This window comes from Actinomadura sp. GC306 (genome assembly GCF_004348665.1).
Taxonomy (GTDB): Bacteria; Actinomycetota; Actinomycetes; order Streptosporangiales; family Streptosporangiaceae; genus Spirillospora.
In genome coordinates, this window is the sequence record NZ_SMKM01000057.1 from 1 (window position 1) to 13,615 (window position 13,615).

The window sequence follows — 13,615 nt, forward strand, 5'->3', positions numbered from 1 at the left end:
GCCCGGACGTGGCCGGCGGGTACTACGAGGTCACGTAGAGCTTCCGGTCGTAGACGCCGGAGCCGGGGACGCTCTCGCCACGGGCGATGGCGGCGCCGCTGCCGGTGCCGTTGGACGGGCAGAGCGCGCTGCTGCCCGGCTGCCGGACGAGGGTGATGTCGTCCGCGGCGCCCTGCGCGTCGTCGTGGGCGGGGAGCGGGCGGTTGGGGTTGTCGCGGTTGTAGATGTCGAAGGCGAGGCCGGGGGCGCCGCCGGTCTGGAAGCCGTAGTAGCAGGTGACGGTGAAGCCGAGCACCTGGCCCTCGATTTTGAAGTTCAGCCCGGCGCCGATGGTCAGGACGCCGTCGCGCCCGTCCGGGACCGGGTCGTAGGCGACGCTGCCGCTGCGGTCGGGCATCTCGCTCAGGTCGAGGTCGGTCGCGGGCGAGCTGAGCCCGTTCGAGGTCTGGCAGGCGCCGAGCGACGCCGCGGTCAGTTCGCCGGCGCCGGTGGACTCCACCGTGCCCTGCAGCGTCGCGTCCTCGCAGGACCCGGTGACCCGGGAGCCGAGGAAGGTGACGGCGAAGTCGAGCGTGCCGACGGTGGTGACCTGCCAGTTGCCGGAGTAGGGGGCTCCGGTGGCGGTCTCCTCGCGGACGGTCGTGGTGGCGGCGGACGCGGTGCCCGCCGTCAGGGCCAGGGCGGCGGACGCGGCCACGAGCGGGGTGACGATCCGGATGGGAGCTTTCACGGGGTCTCCTCCTCGGGAGAGGGCCTGCTGCTTCCGCGTGCGGGCGTGCCGCACGCGGCCCCCTTCCGCGCGGCCGGCGGGGGGTCATGACCGCGCAGAATACATACTGTTCCTACCTGAGTCAGCCACGGAAACAAAGACCCGAAGAGAAGAAAACATCTGATTTGTCAGGCCCGGATAAAACGGTATGGCTGATCACTAAACCATCCGCTAAATCACCCTGTGAAATCGTCCGGGCGCGCCCGGAGAGAAATGGCCGCTGAAATGGTGGTCGCTGCCGGGGGCGCTCCGGCGGCGGTGGTCAGCCGTCCGCTCCGCCCGTCGCCGGCAGGCCGGCGGTGCGCCAGGCGCGGAAGCCGCCGATGACGTCGGTGGCGCGGGTGAGGCCGAGGTCGTGCAGGGACGCGGCGGCGAGGCTGGAGGTGTACCCCTCGGAGCAGAGCACGATGACGCGCACGTCGTGGCCGGTCGCCACGGGCAGCCGGGCGTCGGAGGCCGGGTCGAGGCGCCATTCGAGGACGTTGCGCTCCACGATCAGCGCACCCGGCACCTCGCCCTCGTCCGCGCGCTGCGCCGCGGGCCGGATGTCGACGAGCAGCGCGCCGTCCCGCGTCTCCGCGTGGGCTTGCTCGGGGGAGACGCGGACCAGCCGGTCGCGCGCCTCGGCGAGGATGTCGTCGATGGTACGGGCCATGGCGTCAAGCATCGCAGCCGCGCACCCCGGGCGGGTGCCGCGGGGCCGCGCTCGGCGTGTCGCCCTCAGCCCGCCCTGAGCTGCTCGTCGGCCGAGGCGAGGACCTCCTGGATCCGCAGCCCGTGCGCGGCGTCCAGGAGGGCGGCGGGGCCGCCGCGGACCGCCGCGGCGAACTCCGCGACCATGGTCGCGAAGGCGTCGTCGCCGAGTTGGGACCAGTCGAGCCGCGCGTGGCCGCCGCGCCCGTAGACCTCGATGTGGGCCGGGGGCGGCTCCCCGGCCCCCGCCATGGAGACCGACGCCTGGCTCAGCGCCCCGCCCTCGTGCTCCAGGGTCAGCGCCACCCAGCCCAGCGGGTCGCCCTGCGCGCGGACGCCGGCGACCCGGCCGAGGGAGGCGTCGAGCAGGTCGACGATGTGCGGGCCGAGGTCGAGGAGCGCGCCCTTCTCCAGCCGCCACGGGGTGGCGAACGGCCCGCCGCTGAGCCCCGAGGAGACGAACGAGCCGTAGCCGCCGAACGGCTCCAGCGCGCGGACGCGGCGGAGGAAGTCGCGGGCGGCGCGGGAGTAGCGCAGCGTGAAGACCATCTGGGAGACGACGCCCGCCTCGGCGATGGCGCCGGCGACCCGGCGGGCGCCGTCGAGGTCCATGGCGAGGGGCTTCTCCAGCAGGACGGCCTTGCCGGCGCGGGCGGCCCGCGTCGCGAGGTCGGCCTGCACGTCGGGCGGCACGCAGAACGCCACGGCCTCGCACGCGTCGAACAGCTCCTCGATCCGCTCGAAGGAGGGGGCGCCGTGCTCGCCGGCCAGCCGGGCGGACGCCTCCGCGCGGCGGGCCCACACTCCCGCGAGGCGGGTGGCCGGGCCCGCCGCCAGCGCGGGCGCGTGCACCATGCCGGCCCAGGGGCCCGCACCGACCAGGCCCACCGCCACAGAATCGCTCATGGGGCAAACCTAGACGATCTACGCGCCGGCGGGGATCGCCGCGGGGCCGCCCGAGCCGGGCGGGCTCAGCAGTAGCCGCCGTGCGTGGCCTCCCAGTCGTCCAGGAACGTCTGGACGTGGTAGTCGTACAGGCCGCCGTCGGTGAGGTACTCGCGGGCGGACGCGTAGTCCTGGCCACAGGTCGCGCGGCCGGCCTCCAGGGCCCAGTCGTCCGGCGCGGTGATGCCGTCGGCGGCGATCAGTGCCAGGAACTCCGCGTCCGCGGCCGACTGGTCCGACCAGTCCGGTTCCTCGGGGATCACCGTCCCGGGTTCGGTGACCGTCACGGTCGGCCGCGGTTCGGGCGAGGACCTCTCCTCCCCCTGGCTCGGATCCGGCCGCTGCGAGGGCGGCGCGGACGTGCCCGCCACCCTGCCGGCGTCGCGTCCCCCGTCCGGGCTCAGCTTGACGAAGGCGACGGTGCCCGCGCACGCCAGGACGGCCGCGACGAACGCGGCCGCCAGCACGATCATGATCTGCCTCATGTCGTCCCCCCGATGGGCGACTGCGAGGGAGTCCGGATGGGTCTCGCCCTTCCCTCGCCGCTGGGCGGGGCCCGACGACTCCAGCGTAGGCACGGCCGCGGCACCCGGAGTAGGGGACCGAGCCTCAAATAAAGCAGGGCAAATCATGACACTTCGGACACCCTGCCCGGCCGGCCGGTCAGCCGAGTTGGACGCCGAAGAACAGGGCCGCCAAAGCGCCCAGCATGCCCAGGGCGCCCCAGACGGCTAGGCCCGCCTTGGAGGTCGCGCGGGTGTGCAGGAACGCGGCCGCGCCCGACAGGAGGACGAAGACGAGCTTCACCTCCAGCGTCCGCTGCGCCGCGTCGCCCATGTCGCCCGCCACGATGTTCCACACGCCGGTGAGGACCAGGACGGCGAACGCGGGCCAGGCGACCATGTTGTAGCGGCGGGCGGCGACCTTGGTGACGCCCTCGAACCCGCGCAGCGCGGGGACGAGCGCGCCGAGCGTGATCTGCCCGCCGACCCAGATCGTCGCGGCGAGCACGTGCAGGAAGAGCCGCAGATCGGCGGTGGTGACCTCGAGCACGGGTGCCTCCCGGGCGGACCTGGCGGTGATCGGAAACGGTTCACCGGGACGTTACCGCCTGCCCCGGCCGGGCCGTGCGGCACCCCGCGCCTTGCCCGAATGGGGACCTTGGTCCCTAACGGTCCAGGCCGCGACTGTTCCACGCTGGGATCCATGAAGCTCGACCAGAGCGGCCTGGAGATCCTCGACGAGGACGAGTGCCGTGCCCTCCTCGCCCGCGCCGAGATCGGGCGCATCGTCTTCACCCACCAGGCGCTGCCCGCGATCCAGCCGGTCAACTTCGCGCTCAGCGGCGGCGACATCGTGATCAGGACGTCGCGCCGGGCGAGGCTCGCCGCCGCGGCCGCCGACACCGTCGTCGCGTTCGAGATCGACGAGTTCGACGTCCGGGCGAGGGCGGGGTGGTCGGTGGTCGCGGTCGGGCGGGCCCGGCACGTGACCGACCCCGCCGAGGCCGCCGCGCTCGAGGCGCTGCCGCTGCAGAGCTGGGCCCCGGGGGAACGCGAGCACTTCATCCGCATCAGGCCGGAGCTCCTCACCGGCCGCCGGCTCGGCGCCCCCGCCGACCGGTGAGACGCAGTCCCCCGACCAGCCGCCCTACCAAGGCCCACCGAGTCCGTTGACTTGCGGCGTGTTGTTGTTATGGCCGGCCGGATAACAACAACACGCCGCAAGTCAACGGGGTGTCGGTGCTGGTGACGGGCTAGGCGGGCTCCTCCGTCAGGACGTCCTCGACGGGGCGGCGGACGCTGGTCAGCGGCTCGCCGTCCGCGACGCCGAGCCGCAGCAGGAGCTGCGGGTGCGCGTCGCCGCAGAACTGGGCGCGGACGAACTCGCGCAGGTCCGGCACCTGCAGCGCCTGGGTGTGGTACGCGGCCGACAGGTCGTGCGCGGCGGCCCGCAGCAGGAGCCGCTGGAGCGCCTGGCCGCTCCGCACCCAGTCGGCGGGAGTGTCGCCGGCGGACACCAGCAGCACGACCAGCCCGGTCAGGGCCGTGTCGTCCTCGGTGCCCGCGACTCCCCAGCCCTGGCCGCGGGCGAAGTCGCGGGCGGGGAAGTGCGGCGCGGTCCGCGGTGTCCGCCGCGGGTAGCCGCCCTCCTGGACGCCGTCCCTGCGGGACGTCCCGGGCGCGGGCGCCCACCGGGCGATCTCCGTGGCGTAGGCGGGAGTGCGGCGCTGGACGTGCTCGGCCGCGTCCGTCAGAGCCGCCAGCGCGCCCTTGACGTGGGCGTCGACCGCCTGGACGAGCCGGGCCCCCTCCTTCTCCGCCGCGTGCCGCAGCCCGGTCAGGACGCCGGGGTCGGGGGCCGCCGTGAAACCGCCCCGGTGGCTGTGGCGGCGCCGGATCTGCGCGTGCTCGCGCTCGACCGCCTCGTCGGCGGGCTCGCCCGGCCGCAGGTCGACGTCGGCGAGCAGCCGCGGCCGGTCCGGGTCGGGCAGCAGGTGGACGGCCGGGTCGTAGCCCAGCCGGCGCAGCGCCAGCCGCAGCGTGTACAGCGCCGCTCCGCAGCTGATCAGCATCTCCCGGCCCCGCGGGTCGGCGACGCCGAGCCTGCGGTCCGGGTCGGCGCGCAGGGTGAGCCGCGTGCCCGCCAGCCCGAACCGCCAGGGCTGGGTGTTGTGCACCGAGGGCGCCCAGATCGCGTCCTCGACGGCGCGCCGCGCGTCGGCCGCGACGCGCCCGGTGTCCGATTGCGTGGTCCGCATGGTCGCTCCTTCCGGTCGTGCACCTCCAGCCTCCGCCGGGCGGGGCGGGCGGGGCAGGGCCGAAGGTCCGCAACCGGGAAGGACGACCGTCCAGGTCAGGGCACCCGTTCCCAGCCGCGGCGCGGCTTGTGCATGCCCAGCTGCTCGTCCCGGCTGCGGTACACGATGTAGGGACGGGTGAGGTACCCCAGCGGGGCGGTGAGCATGTGCACCAGCCGCGTGAACGGCCAGATGCAGAACAGCACCAGCGCGCTGAGGGCGTGCAGCTGGAACAGGATCGGGACGCCGGTCATCAGTTCCGGGTCCGGCCGCAGGTAGAAGATCGACCGGAACCACGGGGAGACCGTCTCGCGGTAGTTGTAGCCGCCGCCGACGATGTTGGCCGCCACGGTCGCGGCCAGCCCGAGCAGGATCACCACCGCGAGCACCGCGTACATCAGCTTGTCGTTGCGGGTCGTGGCGGCGAACACGGGCCCGACCGTCCGGCGCCGGTAGATCAGGATCGCGAGGCCGGCGAGGGTGCAGAACCCGGCGATGGTGCCGAGGACGACGGCGATGACGTGGTACATGTGCTCGGTGACCCCGGCGGCCTCGGTCCAGCTGTCGGGGATCGCCAGCCCGCCGACGTGGCCGAGGAACACGACGAGGATGCCGAAGTGGAACAGCGGGCTGCCGATGCGCAGCAGCCGCCGCTCGTACAGCTGGGACGAGCGGGTCGTCCAGCCGAACTTGTCGTAGCGGTACCGCCAGATGTGCCCGAGGACGAACACCGCGATGGTGACGTACGGCAGGGCCACCCAGAGGAGGATGCCGCCGACTCCCGTCTCACCGCCGTTCTGCGCGAGGACGGGCAGCTGACTGGTCATGATGAACGGGCCTCCAGAACCGGATCGGGCAGGAAGACGGGCCCGGAGGTCTCCGCGTCGCTCCCGTAGGGGGCGAGGCCGACCTCCTCCTCGGGCGGGCCCTCGGCGATGAGGCGGGCGACGGCCTCCTCGGTGCGGCCGCTCAGCGGCGGCAGCGTCGCCGAGACCGCGTCCAGCACCGTGCCCCACGGCGACCGGGACCCGGTGAGCGCGAGGCGCAGCAGTTCCAGCCCGGCGCGGTGCTCCAGCAGCAGCCGCCGGCCCGCCGCGACGTCGCCGGTCGCGGCGAACTCCAGCACCACGGCCAGGTGGTCGGGCAGCTCCCCCTCGTCCAGGACGAGCCCCGCCGCCTCGTACGCCTGCTTGAACCGCAGCAGGGCCATGCCGCGCTTGCGGGTGTCCCCGTAGGCGTAGTAGCTCAGGTAGAGGCAGCACCGTTTGCGGTGGTCGAACGTCTCGACGTAGTCGGACTCCAGCTGCCGCAGCGGCGTCGCGTCCAGGTGGTCCAGGAAGGCGGCCAGGGGCGCCGCGGCGGGCTCGGGCAGGCCCGCGGCGGCGCGGCGGAGCAGCGGGAGCCGTCCCAGGAGCTCCTCGTCCGGGTAGCCGAGCAGCAGCGAGGCGACCTGCCAGGTCGTGGCCGCCTCCGCTTCGCCGAACCCTTTGGCGAACGCCTTCTTCAGGGCCCGGTTCCTCATGGCTTGGGCTCCGTTTCGGCGTCGCCGGAGTCGGCGGGCGGGTTCACGCCGTCCGGCCCCGGTTCCTGCGCGCCGTCCTTGCGGGACGGGAACAGCCCGGCCGGGGCGCCCTTGCCGTCCCAGTTGAGCAGGTTGACGCGCTGGTGCTTGTTCTCCGGGTCGACGGGGTTGTCGGCGGTCTGGCGCTGCTGGAGCATGTGGAAGTTCTCCACCGCGACCGGGTTCGGGCCGCCGGAGCCCTCGCCGAACGGGCCGGAGCCGCCGCCGAAGCCGGAGCCGCCCATGCCGGGGCCGCCCTCGTAGTTCAGCGAGCAGTCCGTGGCGAGCTCCTCCAGGCCGTGCGCCTGCTCGGCGTGCGCCGTCGGGATGACGTACCGCTCGTCGTACTTGGCGAGGGCCAGCAGGCGGTACATGTCGTACATCGCCTCACCCGACATCCCGACGCCCGCCGGGATGGACTCGTCGGGCTCGCGGCCGAGGTTGATGTCGCGCATGTAGGAGCGCATCGCCGCGAGCCGGCGCAGGACGGCGTCCACCGGCGCGGTGTCCCCGGCGGTGAACAGCTCGGCCAGGTACTCGACGGGGATGCGCAGCGCGTCGATCGCCGCGAACAGGTTGCCGCGGTCCTCGGCGTCGTGGCCGGTGTCGCGGACGACGTCCACGACCGGCGACAGCGGCGGGATGTACCAGACCATCGGCATCGTCCGGTACTCCGGGTGCAGCGGCAGCGCCACCTTGTAGGTGTTGATCAGCGAGTAGATCGGGGACCGCTGCGCCGCCTCGATCCAGTCGGCGGGGATGCCGTCCCGCTCGGCCGCCGCGACGACCGCCGGGTCGTTCGGGTCGAGGAACACCTTCCGCTGCGCCTCGTACAGGTCGGTGTCGTCCGGCGCGGACGCGGCTTCGAGCACCTTGTCGGCGTCGTAGAGGATCAGGCCGATGTAGCGGAGCCGGCCCACGCACGTCTCCGAGCAGACCGTGGGGATGCCGACCTCGATGCGCGGGAAGCAGAACGTGCACTTCTCGGCCTTGCCGGTCCGGTGGTTGAAGTACATCTTCTTGTACGGGCAGCCGGACACGCACATCCGCCAGCCGCGGCACTTGTCCTGGTCGACGAGGACGATGCCGTCCTCGGTCCGCTTGTAGATCGCGCCGGACGGGCAGGACGCCGCGCAGCTCGGGTTGAGGCAGTGCTCGCAGATCCGCGGCAGGTAGAACATGAAGGTCTTGTCGAACTCCATCTTCACCTTGTCGGAGATCTCCTTGAGCAGGACGTCCTTGGTCCCGTGCTCGGTCGATCCGCCGAGGTCGTCGTCCCAGTTCGCCGACCAGGTGATCTGCATGTCGTCGCCCGACAGCAGCGACTTGGGGCGGGCGACGGGGGTGTGCTCCTGGAGGGGGGCGTTGGTGAGGTTCTCGTAGTCGTAGGTCCAGGGCTCGTAGTAGTCCTGGATGCCGGGCAGCTTCGGGTTCGCGAAGATCGTCAGCAGCTTGCGGACCCGGCCGCCGCCCTTGAGGGTGAGGCGGCCCCGCTTGTTGAGCGTCCAGCCGCCCTTCCAGCGCTCCTGGTCCTCGTACTGCCGCGGGTAGCCCTGCCCAGGGCGGGTCTCGACGTTGTTGAACCACACGTACTCGACGCCGCTGCGGTTCGTCCACGCCTGCTTGCACGTGACCGAGCAGGTGTGGCACCCGATGCACTTGTCGAGGTTCATGACCATCGACATCTGCGCCATGACGCGCATCTAGTAGGTCACCTCCTGGGAACGGCGGCGGATCACGGTGACCTCGTCGCGCTGGTTGCCGGTCGGGCCGAGGTAGTTGAACGCGAACGACAGCTGCGCGTACCCGCCGATGAGGTGGCTCGGCTTGATCAGCAGGCGGGTGAGGGAGTTGTGGATGCCGCCGCGGCGGCCCGAGGTCTCCGAGCGCGGGACGTCGATCAGCCGGTCCTGCGCGTGGTACATGTACACCGTCCCCTCCGGCATTCGGTGGGAGACGATCGCGCGGGCGACGACGACGCCGTTGCGGTTCACGGCCTCGATCCAGTCGTTGTCGCGGACGCCGATCTTCGCCGCGTCCGCGTCGCTCATCCAGATGTTCGGGCCGCCGCGCGACAGCGACAGCATGAACAGGTTGTCCTGGTACTCGGAGTGGATCGACCACTTGTTGTGCGGGGTGAGGTACCGGACGGTCAGCCCGAGCTCGCCGGTCTCCCCGATCTCGGGCTCGCCGAACAGCGCGGTCATGTTCAGCGGCGGCCGGAACACCGGGAGCTGCTCGCCGAGCTCCTCCATCCAGTCGTGGTCGAGGTAGAAGTGCTGCCGCCCGGTGAGGGTGTGCCAGGGCTTGAGGCGCTCGACGTTGATGGTGAACGGCGAGTAGCGCCGCCCGCCGCTCTCCGACCCCGACCACTCCGGCGACGTGATGACCGGGACGGGCCGGGCCTGGGTGTCGGCGAAGGTGATCTGCTTGCCCTCGTGCTCGGCGGCGAGGTCGGCGAGCCGGGTGCCGGTGCGCCGCTCCACGGCCCGGAACCCCTGGGTGGCCAGGTGCCCGTTCGTCGTCCCCGACAGGGCGAGGATCATCTCGCAGGCGTGGACGTCGCGCTTCAGCGACGGCCGCCCCGACGCCGGGCCGCCCCGGACGACGCCGTTCTTGTGCTTGAGGTACTCGACCTCGCGCTCCAGGTCGAACGTGACGCCCTTGGTGGTCGCGCCGAGCTTCTCGGCGAGCGGGCCGAGCGCCATCATCTTCGCGGCGACCGCCGGGTAGTCCCGTTCCACCGGCACGAGCTTCGGCAGCGTCACGCCGGGCACCGGCTCGCACTCCCCCTTCGCCCAGTCGGCGACGCGGCCGTGCGGGGTGGCCATCTCGTCGGGGGTGTCGTGCAGCAGCGGCACCGCCACGAGGTCCTTGCGGACGCCGAGGTGCCGCTCGGCGAGCCGGCTGAACGCGACCGCGATGTCCTGGAAGGCGCGCCAGTCGCTGCGGGTCTGCCACGGCGGCGAGATCGCCGGGTTGAACGAGTGGACGAACGGGTGCATGTCGGTGGTGTTGAGGTCGTGCTTCTCGTACCAGGTCGCCGCCGGCAGGACCACGTCGGAGTAGATCGTGGTGCTGGTCATCCGGAAGTCGAGCGACAGCAGCAGGTCGAGCTTGCCGGCCGGGGCGTCCTCGTGCCAGACGACCTCCTTCGGGCGGTTCGCCGGCTCGGTCTCGGTCGCGCGCACGGCGTTGTCGGTGCCGAGCAGGTGCTTGAGGAAGTACTCGTTGCCCTTGGCGGACGAGCCGAGGAGGTTGGCGCGCCACACGCTGAGGACGCGGGGGAAGTTCTCCGGGGAGTCGGGGTCCTGGCAGGCGAACTTGAGCCGGCCGGCCTTCAGCTCGTCCACGACGTGCGCGGCCGGCTCCTTGCCCGCGGCCTCCGCCTCGTCGGTGAGGTCCAGCGGGTTGCGGTCGAACGTCGGGTAGGACGGCATCCAGCCGAGCCGGGCCGCCTGCGCGATGGCGTCGGCGGTGGACCGGCCCGTGAGCTGCCCGGGGGCGCCGCCCGGCGGCCGGGCCGCGGAGAGGGTGTCGGCGCCGAAGTGGTCGTAGCGGAACTGGTCGGTGTGCAGGTACCAGAACGCCGTACTGATCATCTGGCGGGGCGGCCGGGACCAGTCCAGCGCGCCCGCGAGCTGCGCCCACCCGGTCACCGGGCGGCACTTCTCCTGCCCGACGTAGTGCGCCCAGCCGCCGCCGTTGACGCCCTGGCAGCCGGTCAGCGTGGTCAGCGCCAGGAACGCCCGGTAGATCGTGTCGGAGTGGAACCAGTGGTTCGCGCCGGCCCCCATGATGATCATCGAGCGGCCGCGGGACTCCTCGGCGTTCGCGGCGAACTCCCGCCCGACGCGCTCGGCGGCCTGCGCGGGGACTCCGGTGATGGCCTCCTGCCACGCCGGGGTGCACGGCTGCGACGCGTCGTCGTACCCGGTCGGCCACGAGCCGGGCAGCCCGTCCCGGGCGACGCCGTACTGGGCGAGCAGCAGGTCGTAGACGGTCGTGACCAGGTGGCCCGCCACCTCCCGGACGGGCACGCCGCGCCGGATCGTGCCCGGCGCGCCGCCGGGGACGTCGAAGCGGGCCAGCTCGACCTCCACGGCGTCGCCGCCGTGCACCGACAGCAGCGGGTCGGCCTCGCCGAGGTCGAGGTTCCACCGGCCCTCGCCCGACTCGCCGTACCGGAAGCCCAGCGACCCGTTCGGGACGAGCGGGTGCCCGGTGCCGCCGTCGAGGACCACCGTCTTGAACGCCGCGTTCTCCGACTCGGCCTCGGCGCCGGGCAGGTCGGCGGCGGTGAGGAACTTGCCGGGGACGTAGGCGTCGCCGCGCTTCTCCACCCGGATCAGGAACGGCAGGTCGCTGTAGCGCTTGACGTAGTCGGTGAAGTACGGGACCTGCCGGTCGACGAAGAACTCCTTGAGGACGACGTGCCCCATGGCCATCGCGAGGGCGCCGTCCGTGCCGGGCTGGGCGGCGAGCCAGTCGTCGGCGAACTTGACGTTGTCGGCGTAGTCGGGCGAGACCGCCACGACCTTCTGGCCCCGGTAGCGGGCCTCGGTCATCCAGTGCGCGTCGGGGGTCCGCGTCACCGGGACGTTGGAGCCCCACATGATGAGGTACCCGGCGTCCCACCAGTCCCCCGACTCGGGGACGTCGGTCTGGTCGCCGAACACCTGCGGGGACGCGACGGGCAGGTCGGCGTACCAGTCGTAGAACGACAGCATCGTCCCGCCGATCAGCGAGACGAACCGCGAGCCGGACGCGTGCGACACCATCGACATCGCCGGGATCGGGGAGAACCCGGCGATGCGGTCCGGCCCGTGCTCCTTGATCGTGTGCACGTGCGCGGCGGCGATGATCTCGGTCGCCTCGTCCCAGGTGGCCCGCACGAGGCCGCCGCGGCCGCGCGCCGCCTTGTACTCGCGCGCCTTGTCCGGGTCGGAGACGATCTCCCGCCACGCCTCCACCGGGTCGCCCGTCCGCGCCCTGGCCTCCCGGTACATCTCCAGCAGGACGCCGCGGACGTAGGGGTACCGCACCCGCGTGGGCGAGTAGGTGTACCAGGAGAACGACGCGCCGCGGGGGCAGCCGCGCGGCTCGTACTCCGGCCGGTCGGGGCCGACCGACGGGTAGTCGGTCTGCTGCGCCTCCCAGGTGATGATGCCGTCCTTGACGTACACCTTCCAGGAGCACGAGCCGGTGCAGTTCACCCCGTGGGTGGAGCGCACCACCTTGTCGTGCGACCAGCGGTCCCGGTAGAAGGCGTCGGCCTCACGGCCGCCCGTCTTCGTCATCGTCCGGAGGTCCGGCGACACCCGGGCGCGGGTGAAGTACTTGCGGGTGCTCACCAGTGCCTCTTCCAGCGGGCCGTCCAGACCCGGTGGACGGCGGCCGGCCTGGCCCTCGGTCGAACTCACCCTCGAATCCCCTCTTCTCGCGTCGCCGTGCCCATCAGTCGCTCCGCCCGGCCGCCACGGCCCGCTTGACGGCGGTCGCGGTGAACACCGCGGCCGCCGCCGCCACGAGGGCGAGCAGGAGCAGCCCCACAGCATAGGAGCCGAAACTGCCGTAGATGGAGCCCATCACCAAAGGCGGGACGAACCCGCCCAGACCACCAGCCGCGCCGACCACCCCGGTCACCGCGCCGACCTTGTTCGCCGGCGCGAGCCGCGCCACCAGCGCGAACGTCGCGCCGCTGCCGGCGCCGAGCGCGGCCGCCATCGCCAGGAACGCAATCGTCCCGAGCGGCATCAGCGGCGGCGCGAACGCCTGGACCGCCGCGCACACCGTCGTCACCACCATGGCCGCGACCATGACCCGCACCGCGCCGACCCGGTCCGACAGCCAGCCGCCGATGGGCCGCATCAGGACCGCCAGCAGGACGAACCCGGCCATCCGGTTCGACGCGTCCGTCTGCGACAGGTCGTACTGCTCCTTCAGGTAGGTCGGGAGGTACACCGAGAACGCCACGTAGCCGCCGAAGGCGACCGCGTACAGCGCCGACATCTGCCAGGTCACCGGCAGCTTCACCGTGGCCGCCAGCCGCTTGCCGAGCGACGCGTCGGGCATCGTGCGCCCGGGCGCGTCCCGCACGATGAGCCACGCGGCCACCGCGTACACCGCGAGGACCGCGGCCATCAGCTGGAACGGGAACTCCATCCCGTGCCGGTCGACCAGCGGGACGGTCGTCAGCGCGGTGACCGCCGTGCCGCCCATCCCGGCGCCGAAGATCCCGATCGCCAGGCCGCGCCGCTCCGGCGGGAACCACGCGTTCACGAACGGCACGCCGACCGCGAACACGGTGCCGCCGACGCCGAGGAAGAACCCGCCGACCAGCAGCGACGCCAGCGAGGAGTTCCCCCAGAGGCCGAGGTAGAGCACCGGCAGGATCGTGATGAGCGACAGCGCGGGGAACATCACCCGCCCGCCGAACCTGTCGGTCAGCGCGCCCACCGGGATCCGGCCGACCGACCCGACGATCACCGGCACCGCGACCAGCAGCGACTGCTCGAAGGACGTCAGCCCGAGCGACTCCTGGAACCGGGGGGCGAGCGGGCTGAGCAGGGCCCACGCCCAGAAGTTCAGGGCGAAGCCGAGGGTGGCCATCGCCAGCATGATGACCGGCCGTCCCGCGCCCTCGGCGCGGCCCGGCACCGGCGATCCGGCGCCGGCGTCCCGTCGCGTCTCCGTCACGTCCGCACCACTTCCGCCATAGCGATCTTTGTTTGCCGGTGGACCTTCCCAGCCCCACCACGGGTAACCATGATCGGCTTCCCCGCGGAACCACCCTTTCCGACCGCCGCGCGGCCGGGAAGGGACCTTGGTCCCCTGGGGGATGAAT

12 protein-coding genes are annotated in these 13,615 nt (G+C 72.6%); 1 reads left to right on the plus strand and 11 read right to left on the minus strand.

From position 1 onward, the window contains the following. Positions 1-22: 22 nt before the first annotated feature. From E1200_RS11180 to E1200_RS11200, 5 genes are all read right to left on the minus strand, one after another. Positions 23-730, minus strand: coding sequence for a hypothetical protein (locus E1200_RS11180; RefSeq protein ID WP_131951777.1), 708 nt, complete (start codon positions 728-730; stop codon positions 23-25). A gap of 301 nt (positions 731-1,031) precedes the next feature. Then, positions 1,032-1,424 (minus strand): rhodanese-like domain-containing protein, encoded by a 393-nt coding sequence (locus E1200_RS11185; protein WP_207933294.1) that lies wholly within the window; start codon positions 1,422-1,424, stop codon positions 1,032-1,034. 65 nt (positions 1,425-1,489) lie between these two features. Continuing rightward, entirely contained in the window at positions 1,490-2,368 is an 879-nt protein-coding gene (locus E1200_RS11190) for a Gfo/Idh/MocA family oxidoreductase (protein WP_131951779.1), read from the minus strand. A gap of 65 nt (positions 2,369-2,433) precedes the next feature. After that, positions 2,434-2,892, minus strand: a complete 459-nt coding sequence (locus E1200_RS11195) for a hypothetical protein (protein WP_131951780.1) — start codon at positions 2,890-2,892, stop codon at positions 2,434-2,436. Between the two features lie 178 nt (positions 2,893-3,070). Further along, a complete protein-coding gene (locus E1200_RS11200; RefSeq protein ID WP_131951781.1) occupies positions 3,071-3,460 on the minus strand; it encodes a hypothetical protein in 390 nt (129 codons plus the stop codon). 153 nt (positions 3,461-3,613) lie between these two features. Here E1200_RS11200 and E1200_RS11205 point away from each other — a divergent pair, with 153 nt between their 5' ends. After that, positions 3,614-4,033, plus strand: a complete 420-nt coding sequence (locus tag E1200_RS11205) for a pyridoxamine 5'-phosphate oxidase family protein (RefSeq protein WP_131951782.1) — start codon at positions 3,614-3,616, stop codon at positions 4,031-4,033. Positions 4,034-4,163: 130 nt separating this feature from the next. Here E1200_RS11205 and E1200_RS11210 read toward each other — a convergent pair whose 3' ends face one another. The 6 genes from E1200_RS11210 to E1200_RS11235 form a co-directional block, all read right to left on the minus strand. Further along, positions 4,164-5,168 carry a hypothetical protein gene (locus tag E1200_RS11210; protein WP_131951783.1) on the minus strand — a complete coding sequence of 335 codons (1,005 nt, stop codon included), beginning with the start codon at positions 5,166-5,168 and terminating at the stop codon, positions 4,164-4,166. A gap of 95 nt (positions 5,169-5,263) precedes the next feature. Beyond that, on the minus strand, positions 5,264-6,034 hold the full coding sequence (gene narI / locus E1200_RS11215) for a respiratory nitrate reductase subunit gamma (protein ID WP_131951784.1): 771 nt from the start codon (positions 6,032-6,034) through the stop codon (positions 5,264-5,266). Further along, the gene (gene narJ / locus E1200_RS11220) at positions 6,031-6,729 is read right to left on the minus strand and encodes a nitrate reductase molybdenum cofactor assembly chaperone (protein ID WP_131951785.1); all 699 of its coding nucleotides are present in this window, start codon (positions 6,727-6,729) and stop codon (positions 6,031-6,033) included. Before narJ ends, narI begins: the two co-directional genes overlap by 4 nt. Continuing rightward, the gene (gene narH, locus E1200_RS11225; RefSeq protein ID WP_131951786.1) at positions 6,726-8,471 is read right to left on the minus strand and encodes a nitrate reductase subunit beta; all 1,746 of its coding nucleotides are present in this window, start codon (positions 8,469-8,471) and stop codon (positions 6,726-6,728) included. The genes narJ and narH overlap by 4 nt, the downstream gene beginning before the upstream one ends. Then, complete coding sequence (locus tag E1200_RS11230) at positions 8,472-12,191, minus strand: nitrate reductase subunit alpha (protein WP_243708478.1); 3,720 nt, start codon at positions 12,189-12,191, stop codon at positions 8,472-8,474. It abuts the gene before it with no gap. A gap of 34 nt (positions 12,192-12,225) precedes the next feature. Beyond that, positions 12,226-13,467: an MFS transporter gene (locus tag E1200_RS11235; RefSeq protein WP_347813212.1), complete on the minus strand. Its 1,242-nt coding sequence runs from the start codon at positions 13,465-13,467 to the stop codon at positions 12,226-12,228. Positions 13,468-13,615: the final 148 nt, after the last annotated feature.